This is a genomic window from Ochrobactrum soli, from assembly GCF_003664555.1.
Lineage (GTDB): Bacteria > Pseudomonadota > Alphaproteobacteria > Rhizobiales > Rhizobiaceae > Brucella > Brucella teleogrylli.
In genome coordinates, this window is the sequence record NZ_RCHH01000001.1 from 254,663 (window position 1) to 281,315 (window position 26,653).

Sequence of the window (26,653 nt, forward strand, 5' to 3'; positions counted from 1 at the left end):
GTAAGGTCATGCAGACTGATCTGATAGCTCATCTGACCCTTGCAGCGCCGGAGGTTCTCCTGGCTGTAGGCGCCTTGGCACTGCTTATGATCGGCGTGTTCTCTGGCGAGCGTGCAACCACGCTCGTCAACGGACTGTCCGTCGCAGTGCTGATTGCAGCGCTGGCACTGGTTGTTCTATTCCCGGCGAATGGTTCCGCTTTCGGCGGCGCCATCGTCAATGACGGTTTTGGCCGCTTCATGAAGGTGCTGACGCTGATCGGCTCCATCGTCACGCTCGTCATGTCGGTCGGTTTCGCCAAGGCGGAAAAGTTCGACAAGTTCGAGTTCCCGGTCCTGATCGTCATTTCGACGCTCGGCATGCTGTTGATGGTGTCGGCCTCCAACATGCTGTCGCTTTATCTCGGTCTCGAACTGCAGTCGCTGGCGCTTTACGTGCTGGCTGCGTTCAACCGCGACAGCGTTCGCTCCACAGAAGCCGGTCTGAAGTATTTCGTTCTCGGCTCGCTGTCCTCGGGCATGCTGCTTTACGGTATCTCGCTTGTTTACGGCTATACCGGCCATATCGGTTTCGCCGAAATCGCCCAGGCTGTTTCGGGCGGCCAGCGTGAGCTTGGTCTGGTGTTCGGTCTGGTCTTCATTCTGGCCGGTCTGGCATTCAAGATTTCCGCCGTTCCGTTCCACATGTGGACGCCGGACGTCTATGAAGGTGCGCCGACCCCGGTAACGGCCTTCTTTGCCGCCGCTCCGAAGATGGCCGCCATGGCGCTCATCATCCGCGTCGTCTCCGAAGCCTTCGCTCCGGTCACCCATGACTGGCAGCAGGTTGTGATCTTCATCGCAATCGCTTCGATGGTTCTGGGTGCCTTCGCCGCTATCGGCCAGCGCAATATCAAGCGTCTGATGGCTTATTCGTCGATCAGCCACATGGGCTATGCCCTTGTGGGTCTGGCTGCTGGTACGGCCATCGGTGTGAAGGGCGTGGCCATCTACATGGCGATCTATCTTGCCATGACGCTCGGCACCTTTGCCTTCATTCTCGCCATGCGCACCAAAGACGGCAATGTTGAGAACATCGGCGATCTGGCCGGTCTGTCGCGCACCAATCCGGTGCTGGCAACGATCATGACGATCTTCCTGTTCTCGCTCGCCGGGATCCCGCCGCTCGCCGGCTTCTTCGGCAAGTGGTACACCTTCCTTGCTGCTGTGCAGGCTGGTCTTTACCCGCTGGCGATCATCGGTATCGTGGCTTCGGTCGTGGGTGCGTTCTACTATCTGCGCATGATCAAGATCATGTGGTTCGATGAGCCGGTTGGTGGTTTCGTGCCGGTCGCGGGCGAGCTGCGCCTCGTTCTCGGCGTTACGGGCGCTTTCGTGCTCTTCTACGTCTTCCTCGCTGGTCCAATCGGCGGATTTGCCGAAGCCGCAGCAAAGACGTTCTTCTAAGTAAACTGTGACAGGTGATCGAATGCATTTTGCGCTTTCGCCTGTCGCCGAAAATGCTGGCTACCGTCTCGAGGTTTTCGAGACGGTAGGCTCCACAAACGCGGTGGCTCTGGAACGAGCAGCTGGCGGTGATCCGGGCAAGCTCTGGCTTGTCTCGAAGAGGCAGGAAAGTGGACGCGGAAGACGCGGTCGCGCCTGGTCTACTTCGGAAGGTAATCTGGCCTCCACACTTCTCCTGATCGAATCCTACGAATTGAAAACGGCGGCAACGCTCGGTTTCGTTGCGGGCCTGTCGCTGGCCGATGCGCTGGAAGCGGCTTTTGCAGCAACCGGACCAGCCGTGCCGCCGAAGATCGGCCTGAAATGGCCGAATGATGTGCTGCTGGATGGTGCGAAACTGTCGGGCATTCTGCTGGAATCATCAATTCTCGCCAAGGATAGCTTTGCGATTGCCATCGGCATCGGCACCAACATCGTGGCCTTTCCCGACGATCTGCCATACGCCGCCACGTCGCTGCAGGCGCTTGGCAGCAAGTGCGATGCCGAGACATTGTTTGCCGCTCTTTCCGATGCGTGGTCGGTCAATTATCGTGTCTGGGACGAGGGACGCGGGCTGGATACGATCCGCAAACGCTGGCTGGAGCGGGCGCATGGTCTTGGTGGAAATGTCACGATGCAGGTTGAAGGCAAGGTCATCGAAGGCCGGTTCGAGACCATCGATGAAGCCTGCCGTTTCGTGATCCGCGACAATGACGGCGCGCGCATTACGGTCACAGCGGGCGATGTTTATTTCGGAACGGCAGCAACACTGCGTAAATAACAGCTTTCTTTTATCTTGCCGGGGTTGCAACTAAAGCCATTTAGGTTCAGTGGATGCGGCGAAAGCATGTCTTCCCGAAGTGCAAACTGATCCGGTTCCACTTTATAAGCAGGGTATAATTACAGAGGAAATTTCATGGCCCGATCCAATAACCCGGAACTCGTCTTTCTGCCGCTCGGCGGCGTGGGCGAAATCGGCATGAATCTCGCTATGTACGGCTTTGGACCTGCGGATAATCGCGAATGGCTGGTCGTCGACATGGGCGTGAGCTTTGCCGGGCCGGAACAGCCGGGTGCCGACCTTATCCTGCCGGATATTCGCTATCTTGAAGCGGAAAAGAACAATGTGCGCGGTATCATCATCACCCACGCGCATGAAGACCATTTTGGTGCGCTGCTCGATCTGTGGCCGCGCCTGAAGGTTCCAGTCTATGCGACGCCGTTCACCGCCGGTCTGCTGGAAGCCAAGCGCCAGTCCGAGATCAGCGCGCCGGAAATTCCGGTCACGGTCTACAAGGCTGGTGAAAAGTTCGAAGTTGGCCCGTTTAAGGTTGAAGCGGTCGCTGTCACGCACTCGATCCCGGAACCTGTGTCGCTGGCGATCACGACGCCGCTTGGCACTGTCGTTCACACCGGCGATTGGAAGATGGACCCGGAACCTTCGCTCGGCCCGGTCATCGATGAAGCGCGCTTCCGCGCCATTGGCGATGCCGGTGTTTTGGCGCTGATCTGCGATTCCACCAATGCCATGCGCGAGGGTGAATCCCCGTCGGAACGTCAGGTCGGTGAAAGCCTGCGCGAGCTGATCGAGAATGCGCGTGGACGCGTGGCGATCACCACCTTTTCTTCCAATGTGGGCCGCATACGCTCCATCACGGAGGCGGCGCGCGATGCGGGCCGTCAGGTTCTGGTCGTCGGTCGCTCGATGAAGCGCGCGATTTCTGTCGCGACCGAGCTTGGCTATATGGAAGGCCTGCCGGAATATCTGAGCGAAGAGGATTACGGCTATATTCCGCGTGAAAACGTGGTGATGATCCTGACCGGCAGTCAGGGCGAGCCGCGTGCAGCACTTGCCAAGCTGGCCCGCGATGAAATGCGCAGTCTGGCCCTGTCGCCGGGCGATACGGTCATTTATTCGTCGCGCGCCATTCCGGGCAACGAAAAAGCCATTCTCGACATCAAGAACTGCCTGATCGACCGGGGCATCAAGATCATCGGCGACGATGATGCATTGGTGCACGTCTCCGGCCATCCGCGTCGCAGCGAATTAAAGCGTATGTATTCCTGGGTTCGCCCGCAAATTCTCGTTCCGGTGCATGGCGAAGCTGCGCATCTGGTGGCGCAGGGCTCGCTTGGCGCGATGGAAGGGATCGGGCAGGTCGCCCAGATCCGCAATGGCGACGTGCTGCGTCTTGCCCCCGGCAAGGCCGAAATTATCGACGAAGCGCCGATTGGCCGTATCTACAAGGACGGCAAGCTGATCGGTGACGAGGAAGAGATCGGCATGGTCGAGCGCCGCAAGCTCGCTTATGTCGGCCATGTCGCCGTTTCCATCCTGCTGGACCGCGACCACAAGCTTCTCGACGAACCCGATCTGGTGACATTTGGTCTGCCGGAAGAAGACGGTCAGGGCGAGTTGATGGAAGACATCCTGCTCGATGCGGTCGTCGAGGCCGTCGATAGCATTCCCCGCGTCCGCCGCAAGGATGTCGAGCTGGTGCGTGAATCCGCGCGCCGCGCGGTGCGCGCTGCGGCAAATCAGACGTGGGGCAAAAAGCCTGTGGTGACCGTATTCGTGAATAGGATACGCTGACCGTCACGCTATAAATATGCAGCAAGGGAGGTGCTGATGCTCGAACGTTTGAACCATGTCGCGATTGCCGTTCCGGATATCGAGGCTGCGTCCGCGCTTTATCGTGGCAAACTGGCTGCAAATGTCGGCGCACCGCAGGCCTTGCCGGAACACGGTGTGACCGTGGTTTTCATCGACGTCGGCAACACGAAAATCGAGCTGCTGGAGCCTTTGGGTGAGGGATCACCCATTGCAGCCTTCCTCGAAAAGAACCCGTCCGGTGGTGTGCACCATCTCTGCTATGAGGTGGAGGACATTATCGCAGCGCGGGATAAGCTCAAGGCGGAAGGCGCACGTATTCTCGGCGATGGAGAGCCGAAGACCGGCGCCCATGGCAAGCCGGTCCTGTTTCTGCACCCGAAAGACTTCAACGGCACGCTGATTGAGCTGGAGGAAGTGTAATCATGTCCATCATGTCCGGCATTGCGATCTATTTCATTATCTGGTGGACGTCGCTTTTTGCGCTGCTGCCGGTCGGCCTGCGCACACAGGCTGAGGAAAATAATGTTACGCTTGGCACGGTGGCCAGCGCTCCGGCAACACCGCGCATCGGTCGCGCCTTTCTGCGTACCACTTTTGTCGCCACGCTTATCTTCGCTGTCTATTATTATGTGACGCAGATCAGCGGTTTTGGTCTGGACGACATTCCGCATTTTTTCCCGGATTTGACGTAATCGCATTTACGAAAACAGAATGAGAAATCCAAGGCTGCCTCATTTTTAGGCAGTCTTTCTTTTATGCGCAAAACAGACTGCTGGGAAATACGCTCTGAATCAAAAACTTATGATCTTATCGTAAGGTGCTGAATTATAAGGGACTAAAGGAATTTCACGCTTCGGTCCTCGTTCGCTCTGGTCGCGATATGCGCCGAAGAATAAAACTAGTTTTACTTTGGCAACATATTGCAAATAGTCGCCTGCAAAAGCAGGTCTATAAATCACACAAATTCAATGGGTTATTGCGCGGCTTTTCGGGAAGCTGACGGCGAGGGTCGCGATCAATGCAAATGCAAAAAAAAAGCAAGGCTTTCGCCTTGCTAATAAAATACGCGTTCGATCCGTTTCCATGTTACTGGCGGCTGCGTAGCTCGCGCCTGGATCCATCCTCCCAAGACTTTGACCGCGTGAAAACAACGGTTTTATTCCGTTGTTGCTCTTATGATGAAAAAAATAGCGAACTGCACAGCTTTTGTCACGAAAAATCTTCTTCTGCGTCATAATTCTTTCGTGAATTTTCCTAAAAGCTAATGATATATCTGTAATATATTGAAATTGAATGTGAATTCGGAGGCGGTGTTTTGTGGCTTTGGGCGTTTTACCTGCCTGTCGCGCCTGTGGATGGTGAAAACCGCTCCGCGCAAAGCTTTTTCAGGCGGGTTTTCAACGCAAGCATAACCCGATAAGAAACCTTCAAATATGCTTAATTTTTGCCTGATTCTTGAAGCAAGCAGGCATTCTCTCTGGATCGGTGGTTACGATGCGTTTGTCGCGGTATTTTTTGCCCATTCTGAAGGAAAATCCTAAAGAGGCGGAAATCGTCTCTCATAGGCTTATGCTGCGTTCGGGCATGATCCGCCAGCAGTCGGCAGGCATCTATTCCTGGCTTCCGATTGGGCTGAAGGTGCTGAACAAGGTCTGCGATATCATCCGTGAAGAGCAGAACCGCGCTGGCGCCAACGAAATCCTGATGCCGACCATCCAGTCCGCCGATCTGTGGCGTGAAAGCGGGCGCTACGACGCTTACGGCAAGGAAATGCTACGCATTCAGGACCGTCAGGAGCGCGAAATGCTCTTCGGCCCGACCAATGAAGAGATGGTCACGGATATTTTCCGTTCCTATGTGCGCTCCTACAAGGATCTGCCGCTTAACCTCTATCATATCCAGTGGAAATTCCGCGACGAAGTCCGCCCGCGTTTCGGCGTGATGCGCTCACGCGAGTTTCTGATGAAGGACGCCTATTCGTTCGACCTCGATTATGAGGGCGCGAAGATGGCCTATTACCGCATGTTCGTCTCCTACCTGCGCACGTTTGCGCGCGTCGGTCTGCAGGCGATCCCGATGCGCGCCGACACCGGCCCGATCGGCGGCGATCTGTCTCACGAATTCATAATTCTGGCTGAAACCGGCGAAAGCCAGGTCTATTGCGACAAGGCCTATCTCGATCTGGCCGTGCCAGGCGCGGATACGGATTTCCGCAACGATGCGCAGCTGACCGATATCGTCAATCGCTGGACAACGCCCTACGCGGCAACCGACGAAATGCATGACGAAGCCGATTGGGCCAAGGTCAAGGCTGATGATCAGGTTTCGGCGCGCGGCATTGAAGTCGGTCACATCTTCCATTTCGGCACAAAATATTCCGAACCGATGGGCGCGAAAGTGCAGGGCCCGGACGGCAAGGAACATCTGGTGTCTATGGGCTCCTACGGGATCGGCCCGTCGCGTCTGGTGGCGGCTGCTATCGAAGCCTTCCACGACGATGCGGGCATCATCTGGCCAAAGGCGATTGCACCGTTCGGCGCAGGCATCGTGAACATGAAGCCCGGCGACGAAGGCTGCGATAGCGTCAGCGAGAAGCTCTACGACGCACTGACCAATGCCGGTATCGATCCGCTGCTGGACGATACGGATGACCGTCCCGGTGCAAAATTCGCCACCATGGACCTGATCGGCCTGCCGACCCAGGTGATCGTCGGTCCGCGCGGCGTTGCCGCTGGTGAGGTTGAAGTCAAGGACCGCAAGACCGGCGAACGCCAGAATCTGACGGTGGAAGCCGCCATCAACATGCTGACGGCTGAAGCATGAGCGGCGCGGCGGCAGCAAAGTCCGAAGGGCAGGCCAAGGCAGCTGTGAAGCCGCCGAAGTCCGGCCCTTTTTCGGCCTTCGAACGGATGATCGCGTGGCGATATCTGCGTGCGCGCCGCCGTGAAACATTCATATCGGTTATTGCCGGGTTTTCTTTCACCGGCATCATGCTGGGCGTGGCGACCCTCATCATCGTTATGGCGGTGATGAACGGCTTTCGCGCCGAGCTTTTGACGCGCATTCTCGGCATCAATGGCCATCTGATCATGCAGCCGATTGATCGTCCGCTGGATGATTATGCTGACCTGATCAAGCGTATCGACGGCATTTCCGGCATCAAATTCGCTATTCCGGTGGTGGAAGGACAGGCTCTCGTGCAGGGCACCATCGGTGCGGGCAATGGAGCGCTGATCCGTGGTCTGCGCGAGGAAGACCTCGACAAGCTGAAGCTTGTATCGGGCAATATCCGCCAGGGCACACTGCAAGGCTTCGACCAGAGCGGCGGTGTCGCCATCGGCACGCGCATGGCTGAAAATCTGGGGCTTTCCATCGGAGATACGCTGCGGGTGATTTCTCCCGATGGCGATGTGACCCCGTTTGGTGTTAATCCGCGCGTAAAAGCCTATCCGATTGTCGCGATCTTCGAGATCGGCATGTCGGAATATGACAATTCCATCGTGATGATGCCGCTTTCCGAGGCGCAGCTTTTCTTCAATCAGGAAGGCAAGGTGCAGTCGCTCGAAATCTTTGTCGAAAATCCCGACAAGGTGGATGCGATGCGCGCGCCGGTGGAAGAGGCGGCAGGTCGCCAGCTGACACTTGTTGACTGGCGCCAGCGCAACCAGACTTTCTTCTCGGCGCTGGAAGTCGAGCGCAATGTCATGTTCATGATCCTGACGCTGATCGTTCTGGTCGCGGCGCTCAATATCATCTCCGGTCTCATCATGCTGGTGAAGGACAAGGGGCATGATATCGCTATTCTGCGCACCATGGGCGCGACACGCGGCGCGGTGATGCGCATATTCCTGATGACGGGTGCAGCCATCGGCGTGACCGGCACGGTCGCCGGTGTGGTGCTCGGCGTGGTGGTGTGCCTGAATGTCGAACGGTTGCGTGAGTTCTTCTCGTGGCTTTCGGGAACGACGCTGTTCAATCCGGAGCTCTATTTCCTGAGCCAGCTGCCAGCAAAGATGGACCCTGGCGAGACGATTTCCGTCATCGTCATGGCACTGGTGCTTTCCTTTATCGCCACCATTTTCCCAGCCTGGCGCGCTGCCAAGCTCGATCCGGTCGAAGCATTGAGGTACGAATAATGGCGGCTGAAATTATTCTGCGGCTGGAGAAGGTCAGTCGCGCCTATAAGGAAGTCGACCGCGAACTGGTTATCCTCAAAGACGCCGATTTCACGCTGCGTCGCGGCGAGATGGTGGCGCTCGTCGCCCCGTCCGGTGCCGGTAAGTCCACGCTTTTGCACACGGCTGGGCTTCTGGAACGCCCGGACAATGGCGATGTCTTTCTCGACGGTCGCTCCTGCAGCGCGCTCTCGGATGACGACCGTACGGCGGTGCGTCGTAACGATATCGGCTTCGTCTATCAGTTCCACCATTTGCTGCCGGAGTTTTCAGCGCTGGAAAATGTGATGATGCCGCAGATGATCCGTGGCCTGACCAAGAAGGCCGCATCGGAACGCGCACAGCAATTGCTCGAATATATGAAGATCGGCAAGCGCGCTTCGCATCGTCCCGCCGAGCTTTCCGGTGGTGAGCAGCAGCGTGTCGCTATTGCGCGCGCCGTCGCCAATGCGCCGCTTGTGCTTTTAGCCGACGAGCCGACCGGCAATCTCGACCCGACGACGTCCTCCTATGTGTTCGGGGCACTGGAGGCGCTTGTGCGCCAGTCCGGTCTGGCGGCGCTGATCGCCACGCATAATCACGAATTGGCCCGCCGCATGGACCGGCGCGTGACCTTGCAGGACGGCAAGGTCGTCGATCTGTAAGACGGCCAACTTTCTCCATCGTTAAGCCATTGAAACCGCAGGCGCGTGATACCGCCTGCGGTTGCGCGTTTATTATTCGTAAACCCTAATGTAACTGGCGACTCAAACAGGGTGTTGACTTTGGAACAAAAATAGAACAAAAAATAAACATACGTGAACAAAGAGGAGTTTTCCACATGACCGATCTCGTCCACGACGTTTTGTCATTCGTCTCCGTCAGCCTGTTTATTGCAACCTTCGCCATCTGGGTCAGCGCGATCTGAAGTGACTGAAGCATATCATCCAAAGCGGAAAACCTGTTTTGGACACTGATATGCGTAACAAAGCTTGGAGTGCGATCACTGAAGTTCGCCGTATGAACCGGCTCGAAGTAACGCGCTTTTGAGGGTTCTCTTGTGTACCCTTTCGATACCGGCGGCTGTCTCTCTGGACATCGCCGGGACATTCCCTGAAACTGAAAGCCTCAGGCGACAGAGTCGCCGGCGACCAGCAGCATTTCAGTAGGCGGTCCTATGAAACGGGTGTATGTCCACCCGCACGGTTCGGTTTGATCAGGGTGAATAGAATGAATGATGCAGCAGCAGACAATGCAGCCAGTGGAAGCGTTTCCACGCCGCGTTTTGTGCATCTGCGTGTTCATTCGGCCTATTCCTTGCTCGAGGGCGCATTGCCGCTCGGCAAGGTCATCAAACAGGCGATTGCCGACGAAGCGCCGGCCATCGCGATAACGGACACCAACAATCTGTTTGGTGCACTCGAATTTGCGCAGAAGGCATCGAAGGATGGTGTGCAGCCGATCATCGGCTGTCAGGTCGATGTTGCCTTCGGCGACCACAACGACAATGGGCGCAGTATCAATCGCAGGCTCGCGCTTGATCTGGCTCCTCTCGTCCTGCTTGCTTCGACGGAAGAGGGCTACGCGAATATCGTGCGGCTGGTCAGCCGCTCGTTTCTGGATACGCCTGCGGGCGATCCGGTCCATATAGATGCAGGCTGGCTGCCAGCACTGGCCAAGGACGTCATCGTCCTGTCAGGCGGGCCGCTCGGGCCAATCGGTCGCTCTTTTGCGGCAGACCGGCCAGACCGGGCGCAATCGCGTCTGGCGTTCCTGCATGAGACATTCGGCAATCGGCTTTATGTCGAGTTACAGCGTTATGCGGGCTATGACCGTGCTCTGGAAGCCAAGACTGTTGCGCTAGCCTATGAGATGGAATTGCCTCTGGTGGCCACCAATGAGGCGTTCTTCCTCAAGGCGGAGGATTACGAAGCCCATGATGCGCTGCTGGCCATCGCCGAGGGGCAGATCCTTTCCAATGATGATCGCCGCCGCCTGACGCCGGATCATTATCTGAAAAGCCGCGCCGAAATGGCGGCGCTGTTTGCCGACTTGCCCGAGGCGCTGGACAACACGATTGAGATAGCGGAGCGTTGCAGTTGGTACACGCAAACCCGCGCTCCAATTCTGCCACGCTTCACGGGTGAATCCGACGATCCTGAAGCCGCTGTCGCTGCGGAAGCAGAAGAACTTGCACGTCAGGCCCGTGAGGGCTTGCAGATGCGGCTGGAAAGCGTGGGCCTTGCCGAAGGCTATACGCCGGAACAATATGCCGAACGTCTCGAATATGAGATCGGCATCATCACCCGCATGAAGTTCCCCGGCTACTTCCTGATCGTTGCGGACTTCATCAAATGGGCCAAGGCGCATGGCATTCCGGTCGGGCCGGGCCGTGGTTCGGGTGCGGGTTCGCTCGTCGCTTATGCCCTGACGATTACGGACGTCGATCCGCTGCGCTTCTCGCTGCTGTTTGAACGCTTCCTCAATCCGGACCGCGTATCGATGCCCGACTTCGATATCGACTTCTGTCAGGATCGCCGCGAAGAGGTGATCCGCTATGTGCAGGAGAAATACGGGCGTGATCAGGTCGCCCAGATCATAACCTTCGGTACGCTTCAGGCGCGCGCCGTGTTGCGCGACGTCGGCCGCGTTCTCGAAATGCCCTATGGGCAAGTGGATCGGCTCTGCAAGCTGGTGCCGCAAAATCCAGCCAATCCGGTGTCGCTGGCGCAGGCCATCGAAACCGAGCCGAAGATCACCGAGGAACGCGAGAAGGAACCGGTCGTTGGGCGGCTTCTCGATATGGCGCTCAAGCTGGAAGGTCTCTATCGCCACGCTTCGACCCACGCCGCCGGTATCGTGATCGGCGACCGTCCGCTGTCGGAACTGGTGCCGATGTATCGCGACCCGCGTTCCGATATGCCAGTCACCCAGTTCAATATGAAGTGGGTGGAGCAAGCTGGACTGGTCAAGTTCGACTTTCTCGGGCTCAAGACGCTGACGGTGCTGGAAACGGCGGTCAAGCTCGTAGCGCGCAAGGGGATCGACATCGATCTGACCCGGCTGCCGTTCGACGATGAGCTGACCTATGAAATGCTGTCGCGCGGCGAAACCGTCGGAGTGTTTCAGGTTGAAAGTGCTGGCATGCGTAAAGCGCTGCTCGGCATGCGTCCTGACCGGATCGAGGACATTATTGCGCTCGTCGCGCTCTATCGTCCCGGTCCGATGGAGAACATCCCGACCTATAATGCGCGCAAGAATGGTGAAGAGGAAATCGCTTCCATTCACCCGAAGATCGATCACCTGATCAAGGAAACGCAAGGCGTTATCGTTTATCAGGAACAGGTGATGCAGATCGCACAGGTGCTGTCGGGCTACTCGCTCGGCGAAGCTGACCTTCTGCGTCGCGCCATGGGTAAGAAGATTCGCGAGGAAATGGACAAGCAACGCGTCCGTTTCGTCTCGGGCGCTATTGATGGCGGCGTCGACAAGGCTCAGGCGAATATGATCTTTGATCTGCTTGCCAAGTTTGCCGATTACGGCTTCAACAAGTCACACGCGGCGGCCTATGCCATCGTTTCCTATCAGACAGCCTATATGAAGGCGCATTACCCGGTCGAATTTCTGGCCGCGTCGATGACCTACGATATGTCGAACACCGACAAGCTCAACGATTTCCGCCGCGAAGCGAATCGTCTGGGGATCGAGGTCGTGCCGCCTTCGGTCATGACCTCGTTCCGTCCGTTTGAAGTGGGCGAGAAGCAGATTTTCTATTCACTGGCTGCCATCAAGGGCGTCGGTGAAGCTGCTGTCGACCATATTGTGGATGTGCGCGCCCAGAAGCCGTTTGAAAGCCTTGAGGATTTCTGCGAGCGGATTGATCCGAGGATCGTTAATCGTCGCGTGCTGGAAAGCCTGATCAATGCGGGCGCGATGGATTGCTTCAAGCGCGAACGCCCGGCAATGAGCGCAGGCATGGACCGCATCATGGGCTTCGCCCAGCGCACGCAGGAAAATGCCGCCAGCGGCCAGTCCGATATTTTCGGCCTGTCCGGTGCGCCGAAGGAACAGCTTATTCTGCCGCAGGCCGCACCTTGGCTGCCGTCGGAAATGCTGCATCGAGAGTTTCAGGCGGTCGGCTTCTATCTGTCGGCGCATCCGCTCGATGAATATCGCGCGGTTCTGGATCGTATGCGCGTGCAAAGCTGGGCTGATTTCTCGGCTGCGGTGAAGCGCGGCGCCAATGCCGGGCGTCTGGCGGGCACGGTGACGGCGCGTCAGGAGCGCAAGACCCGCACCGGCAACAAGATGGGCATTGTTCAGTTGTCGGATGCCAGCGGCCAGTTTGAAGCCGTGCTGTTTTCGGAAGGGCTCGCGCAATATCGCGATCTTCTGGAAAGCGGCAAATCGGTGGTGATCACGGTGCAGGCGGAGGATCGCCCGGAAGGTATCGGCTTGCGCATCCAGACCGTGCAATCGCTGGAAGACGAGGCCTGCCGCATGCAGAAGGCGCTGCGGCTTTATCTGCGCTCGGCGGAAGCGATTCGCCATATCGCGCCGCATTTCAACACGCGCGGCGACGGACAGGTCAGTCTCATCGTCATCAAGGACAATGGGCAGCGCGAAGTTGAAATCGAACTACCCCACCGTTATCGCGTCAGCCCGCAGATTGCGAGCGCAATGAAAGCCATTCAGGGCGTCGTGGACGTGGAACTGGTTTAAAAAAAGTCCGGTCGCGACACCGGGCTTTTTTCATGTCGCGGATACCACGCCGAGCGCTTTGCGAACTTCCGGCGCAACCTTGGTGCCGAACAGCTCAATCGATTTCATCGTATATTTATGCGGCAGATTGCCGAGCGCTGTCTGGAACAAAAAGCGGTCGTGCTTGAAGTAGCTGTGTTGGGCGAGAATCTTGTCGATGACCTGCTGCGGACTGCCCACCAGAAGAGATCCACGCGGTTCGCGCATTGCGTCGAATTGCTCTCGCGTGGTTGGCGGCCAGCCGCGTTCCCGGCCAAGCTTTGCCATGACTTGTGAATAGGACGGATAGAATTCATCCGCTGCTTGTTGAGCGTTTTCAGCCACATAGCCATGCGAATTGATTCCAATTTTGAGCTTTTCCGGCGCATGATCCGCTTTTACGCCAGCTTCACGATAAAAATCGGTCAGCTGGGCAAACCGTTCCGGGTAGCCGCCGATAATGGCGAGAGCCAATGGTAATCCGAGCAGGGCGGCGCGACCGACGGAAGCTGGCGTACCGCCAACGGCGAGCCATATGGGCAGCTGTTCCTGCACGCCACGGGGATAGACACCACGCCCGTCAATGGCTGCGCGCGTCGTCCCGGTCCAGCTCACGCGTTCGTTGTCGCGGATCGTTAGAAGCAGATCGAGTTTTTCGGCAAAAAGCGTGTCGTAATCGTCGAGATTGTACCCGAAGAGCGGGAAGGATTCGATGAACGAACCACGTCCGGCCATGATTTCAGCGCGTCCATTCGAGATCAGGTCCAGCGTCGAAAACTGCTGGTAAACGCGCACGGGATCGTCGGACGACAAGACGGTGACTGCGCTCGTCAGCCGGATGTTTTTAGTGCGCGAGGCCGCAGCAGCCAGAACAACGGCGGGTGCGGATACCGAATAATCGGGCCGATGGTGTTCGCCAAGGCCGAAGACATCGAGCCCCACCTGATCGGCCAGCTCGATTTCCTCGATCAGATTGCTGATACGCTGTTGCGGGGCGATCGGCTTTCCGGTTTCCACGTCTGGACCAAGATCGCCAAAAGTATAGATTCCGAGTTCCATACGGTCTCCGCAGGTTGTTTTGATACGTTAAAGCGCGTTTCGATCTGATTGGATCAGATCGGCGCTCTAACTCTTTGTTTTAACGCGCATCTTGTTCCGAAAACCGTTTCACACTTTTCGGGATGCGCTCTAAAGCCGGATGGCATTTACCGTCCGGCTTTGCTTTTAAAGCAGAAATGCGATCAAGAAGCAGTAATCAATAGGCTGCGGTGAAACGCTTGCCGATATGCTTGCCCTGTTCGGCCTCATCGACGATAGCGACAGCCAGATCAGCGACCGAAATAGTGCTTTCGCCCTTGTCGTTGAAAACGGGCTCGTCACCGCCAAGACGATATTTGCCCGTGCGTTCACCCGGCTGAAGAATGATCGCTGGCGACACGAAGGTCCAGTCGAGGCCACTTTCCTTGCGCAGCTCGTTCAGCGCTTCGCGGGCGCCCAGAGCACCTTCTTTCCATTCTGCCGGGAATTCGGCGGAATCGACAAGTTGCTGGCCGTTGATCGACAGGCTACCAGCACCACCGACCGCGATTAGACGCTTGACGCCTGCCTTCTTGGCTGCCTCGTTGATCGAGCGGCTGCCCTTGATGTGGTTTTCACGAATATTCGTGTCGCCCCAGCCGGGATTGAATGCGGAAATGATGATGTCATGTCCTGAAAGCTGGCTGGCGAGCGCATCCGTGTCGTACACGTCCGTTTTCACGGCGGTCACGTTGGCAAGCTTTTCCACCTTTTCCGGGTGGCGTACCAGCGCCGTAACATGATGGCCGCGCGATGCGGCTTCCTTCAAGATTGCTGCGCCAACAAAACCCGTTGCGCCAATCAGTGCGATTTTAGCCATTCCAGTTCCTTCTTTACGCTTTTGTAGTTCAGCCATTTAAGGTATGTTTCATAATCAGGTTATTTCTGGTAACTACATATGTCAGGCTACCGGGCTTGTGAAGAACGCACTTCTACATGGGTAGGAAACATGGAAGTAACCGTCCAAAAGGCAAGATAAGGACGTTTGGACGTGTGGGGTTGTTAGCCCATGGGCTTGGCGGAAGGGCAGACGCAAGCATCCGGTTTGATCCCAACAAGCGAGTATGTGATAAGAGTGACTATGACGATACCGACACGACCAGACGCCAAGACGCCGCTTTTGTCTTCCACACCGGCCTTTGAGACGGACGGCAAGGGTTCTTGCCCGATCCGTGATGTGCTCGACCGGGTTGGCGACACGTGGAGCATTCTTGTTATCTTCAGCTTGCAGAGCGGTTCCATGCGTTTCAATGCCTTACGGCGAGAAATTGAAGGAATCTCGCAGCGTATGCTGACGGTCACGCTGCGTTCGCTCGAACGCGACGGGCTGGTTTCGCGCCATGTACGACCGACTTCACCACCGGAAGTCGAATATTCGCTGACCGAGCTTGGTCATTCGCTGGCGGGGCCTATCGACAGTTTGGGGCAATGGGCGGTTGCAAACCGGGCGTCGCTACGCAGTGCGCGCTCTCGTTTCGACAGCGAGCAGGACTAGCGGCGGGAACTGATTTCTATCCGTCGCGTTGGCCTTGGGGCGGCGCAAAAGGAGAAGAGTTCATGCCTGCAAAATCTCAAGCCCAGCAAAAGGCTGCCGGTGCTGCGTTGGCGGCCAAGCGCGGCGAGATCAAGGTCAGCGAGTTAATCGGCGCATCGAAAGAGATGTACGAATCGATGAGCGAGAAAGAACTGGAAGAATTCGCCGAGACCAAGCGCAACGGTCTGCCTCAGCATGTCGACGACAAAAAGAACACCTGACTTGGGATCAGGTGCTCGGTTCTGTGTGGCTGTTGCCGATCAAATTATTGTGCGGCTTTCGTTTGAACCAGTTCGATGGCCGTCAGCTTACCATTGGTGATGCCGCAACGCAGATTGACGCCATCCCATTTATAGCCCGTGCTCTTGATACGCGCTTCGCCCGGCACCGAGATGACGGCTGAGACCTTGCGCGGGTCCTTGGCGCTGAACTTCGATGATGTGTCATTGGTTGTGGCCGACGAAATATCGTCTTTTGTGAAGCCTAGACGGTCGTATTTCTTGTCCTTTTTCACCAGATCATAACCGCTGGCCACACAATCGGCCACCTGTGGCGAGGCCTGCTGGTCCTTGACCAATGTCTGGTAATTACCCGTAAAATCTTTCGAGCGCTTCGGAACAGCGTCCGCGTGAGCGGCGGTCACAAAGCCGATGGCGCAAAGGGTGGAAAGTATAATTTTGGTCAATTGCATGCCCCATATCCTTTTCGGAAACCCTGCAAAATAGGCAAAGAGAGCGGTTCCAGTGATTCTGTCACAGGCGGACCCGTTCTGGAATCGATAATACCGCATCAAACTAGAAACCGGATTTGGATTTTTTTATGAATTCCGGGCGGTTATGCACTTTTCTCACTGGCATATCCGGGCCGTGCAGCTTTTGCCGTGGCATCCCTGATCAAGATGCATGTTGGTGCGGTGCGCCGCATCGCCATCCGGGCCGATGACGGTCATGAAAAGCTTGCAGCTTGCGCCGTGCACAGCGCGCCAGAAGGCCTTTTCCTTGTCGGCGCCATTCCAGCCGCTTTCCAGCTGCGTCTTGCTGCCGTCCGAGAATGTGAAGGACATGATGTCGAGCGCATTGCCAAAGGCATGTTCCGACACGCGGCCTGTGGATGCGCCATTCACCTTGCGGCATTGATAATCAGAGCCGGTGCCGATCTGGGTAATCTTGATATCCTTGCCGTAGATATCCTGTGCTGCGTTTTTAACGTCGTTGCTCCATTGGGCGAGTGTCACCGCCATGGCGCAGTTCGTCGTGACGGGATTGGCAAGCTTGAGCGGCTCATTCTTGCCGATTGCCGTCAGTGAGAGCGGCGAATGGAGACCGCATTGCGCGCCGTCTTCGATGGGTGTCAGAAGTTTGCCCTCTACTTCGCCGGAAATCAGCGCGGGGCACGCCACCTGATAGACGCGTCCATCAGCGGCAGGTTTTGAAGGCTGCGGCTGTTCTGGCTCCGCCTGTTGTGGCGGGGTGGGCTTTTCAGGCGGAATGATGACGGCGGGCTCTGCCTCGGTCTTCGGTTCGGGAGCAGGCGCTGGTCTGGGTGCCGGTGTTGGAACAGGAACGACAACAGGCAATGCTGACTGTGGTGCAGGTTTAGTCGGAGCTTTATCCTGCCGGGCTGGCGGCTTTCTTTCCTGCCGTTTCTTTTGCGGGTTGGCCGACGGGCGCTTGCGCTGTTGCTTTGCCTTTTGCGCATCGCGCTTCAGGATTTTTTCGATGAAGTTTTGCGCCTGTGCGGGCTGAGGATAAAGAGCCGTTTCTCCCGTAAAACCGAGGAAACTGAGGAGGAGAACAGCGGCAGTTGAATTTCTACGGGATAGGAAACGGGGTAGGACCAGCAACACCAATGAATACCTCATTTTCTACAGCCCCGACTGCATAATGCCGCAAAGAGAAGCCGCGTTCCTTCACGCTTGATGGCAATATGTTGCAAAAGACGGCGAAAAGCGCTTTAAACGCCCGGTTATCTGGGCTTTGGCAAGCGTTCGAACTTGACAAGATGACATGCACATGACTAAAAGCCCGCCATCGCTGGCGCTTTAACGCGCTGGCGTTTCATTTGACGTGTCCCGTGGATGAAGATTGCGCTCGCGCGCTTCATCCTGTCAGTCCTCGAAAACGGAGGGCAGAGGAGGGCGCGTTTCCTGTCTGCGCCGTATGGCGCACTAACTTTTTGAAGGAAATGCGATGAGCAAGCGCGAATCCGCAAAGTATAAGATTGATCGCCGTCTTGGCGAAAACATCTGGGGCCGCCCGAAGTCCCCGGTTAACCGTCGTGAATATGGCCCGGGTCAGCACGGCCAGCGCCGCAAGGGCAAGCTCTCGGACTTCGGTGTGCAGCTGCGCGCCAAGCAGAAGCTCAAGGGTTTCTACGGCGATATCTCGGAAAAGCAGTTCCGCAAGACCTATGACGAAGCCGCTCGCCGCAAGGGCGACACGGGTGAAAACCTGATCGGTCTTCTCGAATCACGTCTGGATGCTGTTGTGTACCGCGCAAAGTTCGTTCCGACGATCTTCGCTGCACGCCAGTTCATCAACCACGGTCACGTGAACGTGAACGGCCGTCGCGTCAACATCCAGTCCTACCGCCTGAAGGCCGGTGACGTTGTTGAAGTTCGCGAAAAGTCGAAGCAGCTGGTTGTTGTTCTCGAAGCTGTTCAGCTCGCAGAACGCGATGTGCCGGACTACATCGAAGTTGATCACAATAAGATGGTTGCGACCTACGCCCGCGTTCCGACCCTGACGGATGTGCCTTACGCCGTCCAGATGGAACCGAACCTCGTGGTCGAATTCTACTCGCGTTAATCTGGTCGCCTTCGGGCGCCACTTATCGCAAAGAAATGGCCGTCCATGGTTTCCCCATGGGCGGCTTTTCTGTATGTAAAGCGCTATACCAGACAGCATCCGAGAAGAGCCATGAACGCTTTCGATCCGAATATTGCGCCAGATAATTTGCCCGGTATCTCGGAAGAGACCGGCGGAGACGGTTGCCATCCGCTGTTTCGCGACGTGCCCGCCACGGTCGAATTCAACAAGCTGCGCAAGCGCCTTCTACGTCTGACGCGTCAGGCTATCGAAGACTTTGCTATGGTGAAGCCCGGCGAGCGCTGGATGATCTGTCTTTCCGGCGGCAAGGATTCCTATGGCCTGCTGGCGCTGCTGCTCGATCTTAAATGGCGCGGCCTGCTACCGGTCGAACTGCTCGCGGTCAATCTGGATCAGGGACAGCCGAATTTTCCAAAGCACATTCTGCCGGATTTCCTGAACCGCTATGGCATCGAGCATCGCATCGAATATCAGGACACCTATTCCATTGTGACGGACAAGCTACCAGAGAACAGCACCTATTGCTCGCTCTGTTCGCGCCTTCGTCGCGGAAATCTCTATCGCATTGCGCGCGAGGAGGGCTGCTCGGCCATCGTTCTCGGCCATCATCGCGAGGATATTCTCGAAACCTTCTTCATGAACCTGTTTCATGGCGGACGCCTTGCCGCCATGCCGCCGAAGCTTCTGAACGACGAAGGCGATCTGATGGTGTTCCGCCCGCTGGCTTATGCGGCGGAAGACGATCTGGAAAAATTTGCAACCTCCATGCAGTTTCCGATCATTCCCTGCGACCTGTGCGGTAGCCAGGAAGGGCTTCAGCGCAATGCCATGAAGGCCATGCTGACGGATATTGAAAAGCGCATGCCGGGCCGTAAGGACACGATGATCCGCGCCATGACCAATGTGCGCCCGAGCCATCTTCTGGACCGCAAGCTGTTCGATTTCGCGGGCCTGATGGCTGGTCCGCAGGACGAGAAGAATGAAGGGAATGACAGTGCGCTTTGATGAAGGCCAGATCGACTGGCTTGCCGATCTTCTGGCAGAAGCTGCCCAGCAAGAAATCATGCCGCGTTTCCGCACGCTCGACGCGGACGATATCCGGCAGAAAACGTCCCCCGCCGATCTGGTGACGGAAGCCGACGTCAATGCAGAGCGCTTTATCACCGCAAAGCTGAAAGAACGCTATCCCGATGCGATGATTGTGGGCGAGGAAGCGTGCTCCGACAATCCAGCCTTGCTCGATGGACTCGGCGATGCCGATTTTGCTTTCACCATTGATCCGGTGGACGGCACGTTCAATTTTGCATCCGGCGTACCGCTGTTCGGTGTTATGCTAGCGGTCGTGTCGAAAGGCGAGACCGTTGCCGGCATCATCCACGATCCGGTCGGCAATGACTGGATCACGGCCACAAAGGGCAGCGGCAGCTATATTCGCCATGCCAATGGCAGCACGCGCAAGGTCCGCGTTGCAGCGCCCGCCGCTATCGACCAGATGACAGGCACGATCTCGTGGCAGTACACGGCGGAACCGCTGCGGTCCCGTCTTGCGCGCAATCATACGAAATTCCTGTCGCAGATCGGCTATCGCTGTGCAGCGCATGACTATCGCATTCTCGCGACCGGCGGCGCGCATTTCGCGGTCTATAACAAGCTGATGCCCTGGGACCATCTGCCCGGCGCACTGATCCATCAGGAAGCAGGCGGCCATCTCGCCCGTTGGGACGGTAGCGATTATCATCCGTCGCATATCGGCGGGGGCATATTGGCTGCGCCGAGTAAGGACAGCTGGCAGGCTATTCAGGCCACGCTCTGGGAAGAGTAAAAACAAAACCCGCCGGAATGGCGGGTTTTTTATTCTCATTGAAAATCAACCGACCACATGTTCGGCAGGCGGGTTCTGCACCCGGAAGAGCTTGCCGCGTTCGGCGATCAGCACGCAGATCAGCGCGACGAAGCCAAGCACGCCATAGCCCATGGCGACCGGCGTCGTAGTGCCGTCGAAGGCCTGACCGATGATCGCACCCAGCGCAGCACCGATGACCGTCTGGGCAAAGCCGAGAACGGACGATGCCGTGCCTGCAACTTCACCAAGCGGCTCCATCGCAAGCGCGTTGAAATTGGCCGTCACGAGGCTGAACGAGAACATGATGGTCATGTAGATCGCCATCAGCAGCGGGAACGGCACCGGATCGACCAGCACGATCGACAGCACCATCCAGAGCAGGCTGAAACTGGTGAAAACCAGCAGCATGGACTGGGAGATGCGGCGCATGCCGTACCGTCCGACGAGGCGGGAGTTGAGGAACGACGCCAGCGCCAGTGTCATGGCGACCGCAGCAAACGCCAGCGGAAAGTAGGAGCCGAGCTTGTAGATATCAACGAAGATTTGTTGGGCGGAATTGATATAGCCGAACAGCGCGCCGAGGATGAACGACGTGCCAAGCATGTAGAACAGCGCGACGCGGTTCGACAGCACGATACCGAAGCCGCCGATCACGCTTTTGATGGTCAGCGGGCGGCGCTGGTCTGTGGGCAGCGTTTCAGGCAGGCGGATGAAGGCCCATATGCCGACGATCAGCGCCATCACGGCCATGGACAGAAAGATCAGGTGCCATTCGCCAAACAGCATGATCAGCTGTCCGGTGGCGGGTGCGACCACCGGCAGGATCATGAAGATCATCATCACCAGCGACATGACTTCCGCCATCTGGCGACCGGCAAAACGGTCGCGCACCACTGAAACGGCAATGACGCGGGTGCCCGCGGCACCCAGTCCCTGAAGCACGCGCAATATGATGAGCGTGGTGAAATCCGTGACCATGGCGGCACCGAGCGCGGCCAGCACATAGATCACCAAGCCGCCGAACAGTGGCAGACGGCGACCGAAACGGTCGCTGAGCGGTCCATAAAACAGCTGCGAGACACCGAAGCCCAGCAGATAGGCGGTGATCACGAATTGCACATGGTTTTCAGACTGCACGCCGAGGCTCGCGCCGATCTGCGGCAGGCCGGGCAGCATGATATCAACCGCCAGCGCATTGATGGCCATGATAGCCGCGATCAGTGCAATGAATTCGCCGCGCCCGTGTATGGAGGTCTTCTGGTCCGGCGAGGCGTTCTTTATGTCGATCGGCATGACTGACATTCCTTGGCATACTGACGCGCCGCGCCAGTAAAGGGCGGTACGAACGTCGAAATCTCGAAAATGAGGCACCCGGCAGAAACTGCCGTCGGATAAAAACGAAAAGGCGCCGATAAACGGCGCCTTTTGTAAAAAGCTAAGACTAAAGCCGTATGACCGGCTATTAATCCTCAAGCAGCCTTGGTGGCAATACCTTTATCGGTAAAAAGTGCTTGTAATTCGTTGGACTGGAACATTTCGCGCACGATATCGCAGCCACCGACGAATTCACCCTTCACATAAAGCTGCGGGATGGTCGGCCAGCTGGAATATTCCTTGATGCCCTGGCGAATCTCGTCGGAGGCAAGCACGTTCACGCCCTTATAGTCGACGCCAAGATAGTCGAGGATCTGAACGACCTGACCGGAAAAGCCGCACTGCGGAAAGCCGGGCGTGCCCTTCATGAAAAGCACGACGTCGTTGGTCTTCACTTCATTGTCGATGAAATCGTTAATGCCGGTCATCTCGTTTCCTTTCAGAGCGTGTGCCCAATGTCGTTGGAACATATGGGGCCGCATCACGCTTCAAACAAACTCGCCGGGTCGATTTCCGGCTTAATTGGGAGGTCTCTCCCAATATAATCATTTCCATGCTCGTAACCACCCCGTGCGGGTGAAAGCAAGTCAAATACGCGCGAAGTGCCGGATTGAAGGGGCAACATCTTGCCGCAGCAGATGCCGTCCGCTCAATAAGCGCTTCGGTTCACTCCGGAACGCTGGTCTGCAAGGCAAGCGCGTGAAGCACGCCGCCCATATTGCCCTTCAGCGCGTCATAGACCATCTGGTGCTGCTGCACGCGCGACTTGCCGCGGAAGCTCTCCGCGACCACTTCGGCTGCATAATGATCCCCGTCACCGGCAAGGTCGCGGATCGTCACCTTTGCGCCGGGAATCCCTTCGCGTATCAGTTTTTCGATCTCATGTGCGTCCATAGCCATGCAAATACTCCCGCCGTTTCCAGCTTCTTGTTACCCATCGAATCGTATCGCACCATCGTGGAACGTCAATGTGTATCTGTCTAATGTTTAAATGCCACACAGGTGGTCCATACAGGCAAAACGCCCGGATGAGATGTTCATCCAGGCGTTTTAACTTCTGCTGGTTCAGCGACGATCAGTTATCGCTGACCAACTCACCGCTCATGAAGCCCGGGAACCAGTCTTCGAAAGCCCGCGTCAGTTCGGTAACGCCGACATTGACGCTATCGCCGATGGTCAGACGGTCGCCACCGACCTGACCCAGAATGCGGAACGGAATGCCTGCACCCTCGGCATTGAGCGCGATGAGCTTGGCCATTTCCGGCGTGGCGGCGATCACATAGCGCGCCTGATCTTCACCGAACAGAACAGCGTGCGGCAGGCCGTCACCAGCATTGAGGGTTGCGCCCTTGCCAGACTTGATCGCCATTTCGGCGACAGCGATTGCCAGTCCACCGTCGGAAAGATCGTGGCAGGCCGTAACCTGACCATTGCGGATTGCCGAGCGGACGAATTCGCCATTGCGCTTTTCAAGCGCGAGATCGACGAACGGGGCAGGGCCGTCGGCACGGTCGAAGAGATCGCGCAGATAGACCGACTGGCCGAGATGCGTGCCGTCTCCGCCAAGCAAAACCAGCGTGTCGCCGTCCTGCATGCCGCCGATCTTGGCCGTTTGCGTCCAGTCCGGAATAAGGCCGACACCGGCAATGGTCGGCGTCGGCAAAATGGCCTGACCGTTGGTCTCGTTATAAAGCGAGACATTGCCCGAAACGATCGGGAAATCGAGCGCGCGGCAGGCTTCGCCAATGCCTTCTATGGCCTTGACGAGCTGGCCCATGATTTCCGGCTTTTCAGGATTGCCGAAGTTCAGATTGTCGGTCGAAGCCAGCGGCTCTGCGCCGGTCGCGGTGATGTTGCGCCAGCATTCGGCAACCGCCTGCTTGCCACCTTCGAAGGGATCGGCTTCGCAATAGCGTGGCGTCACGTCCGACGAGAAGGCGAGCGCCTTGGTGTCATGGCCTTCAACGCGGATCACACCGGCGTCGCCGCCCGGAACCTGCAGCGAATTGCCCTGAATGAGCGTATCATATTGCTCATAGACCCAGCGGCGCGACGAAAGGTCAGGCGAGCCGATGAGCTTGAGAAGCGCTGCCGAATAGTCTTCCACCTGCGGCACATTGCTGGCCGGGAGTGGCGCATGCTTGCCCGGTTCCATCCACGGACGATCATATTCCGGCGCTTCGTCGCCCAGATCCTTGATCGGCAGATTGGCGACTTCTTCGCCTTGATGAATGACGCGGAAACGCAGATCGTCAGTCGTCTTGCCGACAATGGCGAAGTCGAGACCCCATTTGCGAAAGATCGCCTGGGCTTCGGCTTCCTTTTCCGGCTTCAGAACCATGAGCATGCGCTCCTGGCTTTCCGAAAGCATCATTTCATAGGCGGTCATGTTCTCTTCGCGAACCGGAACATGATCGAGAATGAGTTCGATACCGAGGTCGCCCTTTGCGCCCATTTCAACAGCAGAACATGTGAGGCCCGCCGCACCCATGTCCTGAATGGCGATGACTGCGCCTGACGCCATCAGCTCAAGGCAGGCTTCAAGCAGGCACTTTTCGGTGAAGGGATCGCCGACCTGAACGGTGGGGCGCTTTTCTTCAATCGATTCGTCGAATTCAGCCGAGGCCATGGTCGCGCCGCCGACGCCGTCACGGCCCGTCTTGGCGCCAAGATAGACGACCGGCAGGCCGACGCCCTTGGCTTCCGACAAAAAGATGCCGTCATGCTTGGCAAGACCGGCTGCAAAAGCATTGACGAGGATATTGCCGTTATAACGCTTGTCAAAGTTCACTTCGCCGCCAACGGTCGGCACGCCAAACGCGTTGCCATAGCCGCCGACGCCGGACACGACACCGGACACCAGATGGCGGGTCTTCGGATGATCCGGCTCGCCAAAGCGCAGCGCATTCATCGCAGCAACGGGACGCGCGCCCATGGTGAACACGTCACGCAAAATGCCGCCCACGCCGGTCGCCGCGCCCTGATAGGGCTCGATATAAGACGGGTGGTTGTGGCTTTCCATTTTGAAGACGACGCAATCGCCGTCACCAATGTCCACGACGCCTGCATTTTCGCCGGGGCCCTGAATGACGCGCGGACCGGTGGTCGGCAGCGTGCGCAGCCATTTCTTCGAGGACTTGTAGGAACAATGCTCGTTCCACATGGCCGAGAAAATGCCGAGTTCAGTAAAGCTCGGTTCGCGACCGATCAATTCGAGGATGCGCTGATACTCGTCCGGCTTGAGACCGTGGGATTCGATAAGTTCCGGCGTGATATCGCGCTTATTGGAAATAGTCATGGAGATGAGGGACCCCGTCGCAGGCTGTGGCACCCGGAAACTTCTGGCGAAGGGCGGACACCTAAGGTTTCAAGGGGTCTCTTTAACCTAACTCTGTTGGAAGCGCGACAGGAAAATGCCGCTTTCCCGGCCTGATTCAGCATCTGATTGCATCGAAACTCTATCAGCCCGGCAAGCGGCAGCGTTTACACGCTGCCCTCATAGCCCGCCTGTTCGTTTTCAAGCAGACGCCGCAGCGTCAGAAAGCTGTCTTCGACAATGTTCCTGTCTATCGGTGACGAGAAGGCGACGCGCACGCGGTGGTAAATCTGATCGACGCGACCGGCTTTGAATTCGTCCTCATCGTCAATCAGAATGCCGCTTTCATAGGCCGCAGCCTTGAATGTGCCGGAGAGCCATGGCTCGGGCAGTCCCATCCAGAGAAAAGGGATATTGGGGCGGGACACGAAATCGAAGCCGGAAAACACGCGGCGCGCTATTTCTTCACGCGCTCTTGTTTCTATACGGCTTTTTTCGCGGATATCGTCGGCGGCGCCGGACAGCACAAGCTGTGCGCCGGTTTCAGCCAGCAGAAAAGCCACGCCGCCCGTCATCATCTTGTGCGTGACCTTGACCCGTTGCGCGCAATGCGAAGGGCAGGCGGCCCAGCCGCTGCGTATGCCAGCGGCTACCGCCTTTGAGAGGCTCGACACGACGAAAGTGCGCTCCGGTGCAAAGCTTGCCAAGAGCGGAATGTCGCTTTCGCACATGCTGCCGTAAATGTCGTCCTCGATGAGCCAGACATTATACCGCCGCGCAATATCGGCTATCGCGCGACGACGCTCCGCCGTCATGGTCGCAAGCGTCGGATTGTGCAGCGTTGGCATGAGAAATGCCAAAGTAGGGTGCTGCTGGCGGCAGGCGCGCTCGAATTCCTCCGGGATGAGGCCGTATTCATCATGCGCAGCCTGAATAGTGCGACGACCGAGAAGTCGCACCGAACGGCTGATCTGCGCATAGGTCAGGTTTTCAAACAGAATGCGGTCGCCCGGATTGGTGAAAGCCGTGATGATGGCAATGCTTGCGGCCTGCGCGCCATTGGTGATGACGATATTGTCGAGATCCGGCTGCCAGTCGGCCCTGCCGAGCCATTTCTGGCCCGCTTCCAGCCAATGCTGCGGAAACTGACGCGAATAGTTGGCAATCTCCTGCGGAAAATCGCGGTGAATGTCGGCGCTGATCCGCGCCAGCACATCGTGCTGGCCGACTTCCGGCGCCGAGGTGGAATCGAGCCGGATTTTACCCGTTGGCACGTCAGCCGGTTTCGTACCAATCAGTCCGGGCGGAACCAGCCCGGATTCGGACGACTCTTCACCTAGCACATAGGTGCCGCGCCCGACTTCACCGGTGACGAGGCCACGCTCATGGGCAAGCGCATAGGCGCGCCCGATTGTACCGATTGTCACCTTCAAATCGTAAGCGAGATTGCGCTGCGGCGGCAGTTTCACGCCCGCAGGCAATCCACCATTGCCGATCGCTTCCTCAATCGCATCCGCCAATTGCAGGTAAAGCGGGCCGGTTTTGCACGATAGGTCAGGAATCCAATTTGTCATGGTGACAACTTATAAATTGTATCGGTTACGGAGTCAATTATAGAGTCATTTCGCAGCCGATTGATGCCCCTATATCCAGATTGCCGTGAATGACCTTCAAATCTGGCCCCCTATG

General features: G+C 57.2%; 24 protein-coding genes. 14 read left to right on the forward strand and 10 right to left on the reverse strand.

Going from position 1 to position 26,653, the window contains the following annotated elements:
* Window positions 1-8: 8 nt before the first annotated feature.
* From nuoN to D8666_RS01285, 5 genes are all read left to right on the forward strand, one after another.
* A complete protein-coding gene (gene nuoN, locus D8666_RS01265) occupies window positions 9-1,445 on the forward strand; it encodes an NADH-quinone oxidoreductase subunit NuoN (protein ID WP_109368803.1) in 1,437 nt (478 codons plus the stop codon).
* Window positions 1,446-1,467: 22 nt separating this feature from the next.
* Window positions 1,468-2,265, forward strand: a complete 798-nt coding sequence (locus D8666_RS01270) for a biotin--[acetyl-CoA-carboxylase] ligase (protein ID WP_121535832.1) — start codon at window positions 1,468-1,470, stop codon at window positions 2,263-2,265.
* 135 nt (window positions 2,266-2,400) lie between these two features.
* Window positions 2,401-4,077, forward strand: coding sequence for a ribonuclease J (locus D8666_RS01275; RefSeq protein ID WP_121535835.1), 1,677 nt, complete (start codon window positions 2,401-2,403; stop codon window positions 4,075-4,077).
* 36 nt (window positions 4,078-4,113) lie between these two features.
* Window positions 4,114-4,518: a methylmalonyl-CoA epimerase gene (gene mce, locus D8666_RS01280; protein ID WP_121535839.1), complete on the forward strand. Its 405-nt coding sequence runs from the start codon at window positions 4,114-4,116 to the stop codon at window positions 4,516-4,518.
* 2 nt (window positions 4,519-4,520) lie between these two features.
* Window positions 4,521-4,790, forward strand: a complete 270-nt coding sequence (locus tag D8666_RS01285; protein WP_121535842.1) for a DUF1467 family protein — start codon at window positions 4,521-4,523, stop codon at window positions 4,788-4,790.
* A 273-nt stretch (window positions 4,791-5,063) separates the two neighbouring features.
* Here D8666_RS01285 and D8666_RS24100 read toward each other — a convergent pair whose 3' ends face one another.
* On the reverse strand, window positions 5,064-5,333 hold the full coding sequence (locus tag D8666_RS24100) for a hypothetical protein (protein WP_167836025.1): 270 nt from the start codon (window positions 5,331-5,333) through the stop codon (window positions 5,064-5,066).
* Between the two features lie 259 nt (window positions 5,334-5,592).
* Here D8666_RS24100 and proS point away from each other — a divergent pair, with 259 nt between their 5' ends.
* The 4 genes from proS to dnaE all read left to right on the forward strand — a co-directional run bounded on the left by proS (window position 5,593) and on the right by dnaE (window position 12,974).
* On the forward strand, window positions 5,593-6,921 hold the full coding sequence (gene proS / locus D8666_RS01290) for a proline--tRNA ligase (RefSeq protein ID WP_121535845.1): 1,329 nt from the start codon (window positions 5,593-5,595) through the stop codon (window positions 6,919-6,921).
* Window positions 6,918-8,234: a lipoprotein-releasing ABC transporter permease subunit gene (locus D8666_RS01295; RefSeq protein ID WP_121535848.1), complete on the forward strand. Its 1,317-nt coding sequence runs from the start codon at window positions 6,918-6,920 to the stop codon at window positions 8,232-8,234. The genes proS and D8666_RS01295 overlap by 4 nt, the downstream gene beginning before the upstream one ends.
* The gene (locus D8666_RS01300; RefSeq protein WP_109368810.1) at window positions 8,234-8,917 is read left to right on the forward strand and encodes an ABC transporter ATP-binding protein; all 684 of its coding nucleotides are present in this window, start codon (window positions 8,234-8,236) and stop codon (window positions 8,915-8,917) included. Before D8666_RS01295 ends, D8666_RS01300 begins: the two co-directional genes overlap by 1 nt.
* A gap of 565 nt (window positions 8,918-9,482) precedes the next feature.
* Window positions 9,483-12,974, forward strand: a complete 3,492-nt coding sequence (gene dnaE / locus D8666_RS01305) for a DNA polymerase III subunit alpha (protein ID WP_121535851.1) — start codon at window positions 9,483-9,485, stop codon at window positions 12,972-12,974.
* A gap of 30 nt (window positions 12,975-13,004) precedes the next feature.
* On the opposite strand, the gene D8666_RS01310 is transcribed toward dnaE, so the two are convergent.
* Both D8666_RS01310 and D8666_RS01315 read right to left on the reverse strand, forming a co-directional pair.
* Window positions 13,005-14,051, reverse strand: a complete 1,047-nt coding sequence (locus tag D8666_RS01310) for an LLM class flavin-dependent oxidoreductase (protein WP_121535854.1) — start codon at window positions 14,049-14,051, stop codon at window positions 13,005-13,007.
* Between the two features lie 196 nt (window positions 14,052-14,247).
* On the reverse strand, window positions 14,248-14,889 hold the full coding sequence (locus tag D8666_RS01315; RefSeq protein ID WP_109368813.1) for an NAD(P)-dependent oxidoreductase: 642 nt from the start codon (window positions 14,887-14,889) through the stop codon (window positions 14,248-14,250).
* A gap of 261 nt (window positions 14,890-15,150) precedes the next feature.
* On the opposite strand from D8666_RS01315, the gene D8666_RS01320 reads away from it, so the two are divergent.
* Entirely contained in the window at window positions 15,151-15,564 is a 414-nt protein-coding gene (locus tag D8666_RS01320) for a winged helix-turn-helix transcriptional regulator (protein WP_121535857.1), read from the forward strand.
* 62 nt (window positions 15,565-15,626) lie between these two features.
* On the forward strand, window positions 15,627-15,824 hold the full coding sequence (locus tag D8666_RS01325; RefSeq protein ID WP_121535860.1) for a DUF3008 family protein: 198 nt from the start codon (window positions 15,627-15,629) through the stop codon (window positions 15,822-15,824).
* A 44-nt stretch (window positions 15,825-15,868) separates the two neighbouring features.
* Here D8666_RS01325 and bspC read toward each other — a convergent pair whose 3' ends face one another.
* The gene (gene bspC / locus D8666_RS01330) at window positions 15,869-16,294 is read right to left on the reverse strand and encodes a type IV secretion system effector BspC (RefSeq protein ID WP_121535863.1); all 426 of its coding nucleotides are present in this window, start codon (window positions 16,292-16,294) and stop codon (window positions 15,869-15,871) included.
* Window positions 16,295-16,450: 156 nt separating this feature from the next.
* Window positions 16,451-17,464, reverse strand: coding sequence for an extensin-like domain-containing protein (locus D8666_RS01335; RefSeq protein ID WP_121535866.1), 1,014 nt, complete (start codon window positions 17,462-17,464; stop codon window positions 16,451-16,453).
* A gap of 328 nt (window positions 17,465-17,792) precedes the next feature.
* On the opposite strand from D8666_RS01335, the gene rpsD reads away from it, so the two are divergent.
* The 3 genes from rpsD (at window position 17,793) to D8666_RS01350 (ending at window position 20,253) form a co-directional block, all read left to right on the forward strand.
* On the forward strand, window positions 17,793-18,410 hold the full coding sequence (gene rpsD, locus D8666_RS01340; RefSeq protein WP_121535869.1) for a 30S ribosomal protein S4: 618 nt from the start codon (window positions 17,793-17,795) through the stop codon (window positions 18,408-18,410).
* A 111-nt stretch (window positions 18,411-18,521) separates the two neighbouring features.
* A complete protein-coding gene (gene ttcA / locus D8666_RS01345) occupies window positions 18,522-19,436 on the forward strand; it encodes a tRNA 2-thiocytidine(32) synthetase TtcA (RefSeq protein WP_121535872.1) in 915 nt (304 codons plus the stop codon).
* On the forward strand, window positions 19,426-20,253 hold the full coding sequence (locus D8666_RS01350) for an inositol monophosphatase family protein (RefSeq protein WP_121536294.1): 828 nt from the start codon (window positions 19,426-19,428) through the stop codon (window positions 20,251-20,253). The genes ttcA and D8666_RS01350 overlap by 11 nt, the downstream gene beginning before the upstream one ends.
* Window positions 20,254-20,298: 45 nt before the next feature.
* On the opposite strand, the gene D8666_RS01355 is transcribed toward D8666_RS01350, so the two are convergent.
* From D8666_RS01355 to D8666_RS01375, 5 genes are all read right to left on the reverse strand, one after another.
* Entirely contained in the window at window positions 20,299-21,567 is a 1,269-nt protein-coding gene (locus tag D8666_RS01355; protein ID WP_121535875.1) for a multidrug effflux MFS transporter, read from the reverse strand.
* Between the two features lie 176 nt (window positions 21,568-21,743).
* Window positions 21,744-22,076, reverse strand: a complete 333-nt coding sequence (grxD, locus tag D8666_RS01360) for a Grx4 family monothiol glutaredoxin (protein ID WP_078338449.1) — start codon at window positions 22,074-22,076, stop codon at window positions 21,744-21,746.
* Window positions 22,077-22,314: 238 nt separating this feature from the next.
* Window positions 22,315-22,548: a BolA/IbaG family iron-sulfur metabolism protein gene (locus D8666_RS01365; protein ID WP_007874594.1), complete on the reverse strand. Its 234-nt coding sequence runs from the start codon at window positions 22,546-22,548 to the stop codon at window positions 22,315-22,317.
* A gap of 175 nt (window positions 22,549-22,723) precedes the next feature.
* Window positions 22,724-24,946, reverse strand: coding sequence for a phosphoribosylformylglycinamidine synthase subunit PurL (purL, locus tag D8666_RS01370; RefSeq protein ID WP_121535878.1), 2,223 nt, complete (start codon window positions 24,944-24,946; stop codon window positions 22,724-22,726).
* A 185-nt stretch (window positions 24,947-25,131) separates the two neighbouring features.
* Window positions 25,132-26,538 carry an aminotransferase-like domain-containing protein gene (locus tag D8666_RS01375; protein WP_121535881.1) on the reverse strand — a complete coding sequence of 469 codons (1,407 nt, stop codon included), beginning with the start codon at window positions 26,536-26,538 and terminating at the stop codon, window positions 25,132-25,134.
* Between the last annotated feature and the right edge of the window lie 115 nt (window positions 26,539-26,653).

Excerpts from the sequence above, each read along its gene's own strand:
- nuoN (WP_109368803.1), top strand. The coding sequence starts at position 9 with ATGCAGACTGATCTGATAGCTCATCTGACCCTTGCAGCGCCGGAGGTT.
- D8666_RS01270 (WP_121535832.1), top strand. The coding sequence starts at position 1,468 with ATGCATTTTGCGCTTTCGCCTGTCGCCGAAAATGCTGGCTACCGTCTC.
- D8666_RS01275 (WP_121535835.1), top strand. The coding sequence starts at position 2,401 with ATGGCCCGATCCAATAACCCGGAACTCGTCTTTCTGCCGCTCGGCGGC.
- mce (WP_121535839.1), top strand. The coding sequence starts at position 4,114 with ATGCTCGAACGTTTGAACCATGTCGCGATTGCCGTTCCGGATATCGAG.
- D8666_RS01285 (WP_121535842.1), top strand. The coding sequence starts at position 4,521 with ATGTCCATCATGTCCGGCATTGCGATCTATTTCATTATCTGGTGGACG.
- D8666_RS24100 (WP_167836025.1), bottom strand. The coding sequence starts at position 5,333 with ATGACGCAGAAGAAGATTTTTCGTGACAAAAGCTGTGCAGTTCGCTAT.
- proS (WP_121535845.1), top strand. The coding sequence starts at position 5,593 with ATGCGTTTGTCGCGGTATTTTTTGCCCATTCTGAAGGAAAATCCTAAA.
- D8666_RS01295 (WP_121535848.1), top strand. The coding sequence starts at position 6,918 with ATGAGCGGCGCGGCGGCAGCAAAGTCCGAAGGGCAGGCCAAGGCAGCT.
- D8666_RS01300 (WP_109368810.1), top strand. The coding sequence starts at position 8,234 with ATGGCGGCTGAAATTATTCTGCGGCTGGAGAAGGTCAGTCGCGCCTAT.
- dnaE (WP_121535851.1), top strand. The coding sequence starts at position 9,483 with ATGAATGATGCAGCAGCAGACAATGCAGCCAGTGGAAGCGTTTCCACG.
- D8666_RS01310 (WP_121535854.1), bottom strand. The coding sequence starts at position 14,051 with ATGGAACTCGGAATCTATACTTTTGGCGATCTTGGTCCAGACGTGGAA.
- D8666_RS01315 (WP_109368813.1), bottom strand. The coding sequence starts at position 14,889 with ATGGCTAAAATCGCACTGATTGGCGCAACGGGTTTTGTTGGCGCAGCA.
- D8666_RS01320 (WP_121535857.1), top strand. The coding sequence starts at position 15,151 with ATGACGATACCGACACGACCAGACGCCAAGACGCCGCTTTTGTCTTCC.
- D8666_RS01325 (WP_121535860.1), top strand. The coding sequence starts at position 15,627 with ATGCCTGCAAAATCTCAAGCCCAGCAAAAGGCTGCCGGTGCTGCGTTG.
- bspC (WP_121535863.1), bottom strand. The coding sequence starts at position 16,294 with ATGCAATTGACCAAAATTATACTTTCCACCCTTTGCGCCATCGGCTTT.
- D8666_RS01335 (WP_121535866.1), bottom strand. The coding sequence starts at position 17,464 with ATGAGGTATTCATTGGTGTTGCTGGTCCTACCCCGTTTCCTATCCCGT.
- rpsD (WP_121535869.1), top strand. The coding sequence starts at position 17,793 with ATGAGCAAGCGCGAATCCGCAAAGTATAAGATTGATCGCCGTCTTGGC.
- ttcA (WP_121535872.1), top strand. The coding sequence starts at position 18,522 with ATGAACGCTTTCGATCCGAATATTGCGCCAGATAATTTGCCCGGTATC.
- D8666_RS01355 (WP_121535875.1), bottom strand. The coding sequence starts at position 21,567 with ATGCCGATCGACATAAAGAACGCCTCGCCGGACCAGAAGACCTCCATA.
- grxD (WP_078338449.1), bottom strand. The coding sequence starts at position 22,076 with ATGACCGGCATTAACGATTTCATCGACAATGAAGTGAAGACCAACGAC.
- D8666_RS01365 (WP_007874594.1), bottom strand. The coding sequence starts at position 22,548 with ATGGCTATGGACGCACATGAGATCGAAAAACTGATACGCGAAGGGATT.
- purL (WP_121535878.1), bottom strand. The coding sequence starts at position 24,946 with ATGACTATTTCCAATAAGCGCGATATCACGCCGGAACTTATCGAATCC.
- D8666_RS01375 (WP_121535881.1), bottom strand. The coding sequence starts at position 26,538 with ATGACAAATTGGATTCCTGACCTATCGTGCAAAACCGGCCCGCTTTAC.